At 72.2% G+C, this 471-nt stretch carries 1 pseudogene; it reads left to right on the forward strand.

The annotated features are described in order from the left end of the window. A pseudogene (locus BN4575_RS22825) lies at nt 1-457 on the forward strand (hypothetical protein); the annotation flags it as partial. Between the last annotated feature and the right edge of the window lie 14 nt (nt 458-471).

The following is a 471-nucleotide window of genomic DNA, read 5'->3' on the forward strand; positions in this document are numbered from 1 at the left end:
GGGGGCGCTCGCTGGAGGCTGGGCGATCGGGCGGGTGGGGTCGCGGCCGGCGATGCTGGCGATGGCGATGGGGGGCGTGGTGAGCGCGGTGGCGCTGAAGCTCGTGCCGCTCACGGGGAGCGAGGGGTCACTGGCGCTGCTCCTGTGGCTCGCGCTGCACGGGGCGTTCGTCAACGCGGCGCAGTCGACGTTGTTCGCGCTGGCGGCGCATGTGTATCCGACGGGTGTGAGGGGGACGGGCTCAGGATGCGCCATCGGGGTGGGTCGTCTCGGCGCGGTGCTCAGCTCCTACGTGGGCGCGCTGGTGCTCGATGCCGACGGGGGCAGCGGGTACTTCACGCTGATCGCGGGAGCGATGCTGGTGACCTGCGCAGCGCTCGCAGGAATCGTGCGTCACATCCCTCGGGCAGAAGCGAAGGCGAGGCTCGCCGCCGCGACAGCGAGCCCGGAAAGCTGAAGCGCCGAGCCTGG

Origin of the sequence: Aeromonas sp. EERV15 (assembly GCF_900079845.1) — a bacterium.
Classification (GTDB): domain Bacteria; phylum Pseudomonadota; class Gammaproteobacteria; order Enterobacterales; family Aeromonadaceae; genus Aeromonas; species Aeromonas sobria.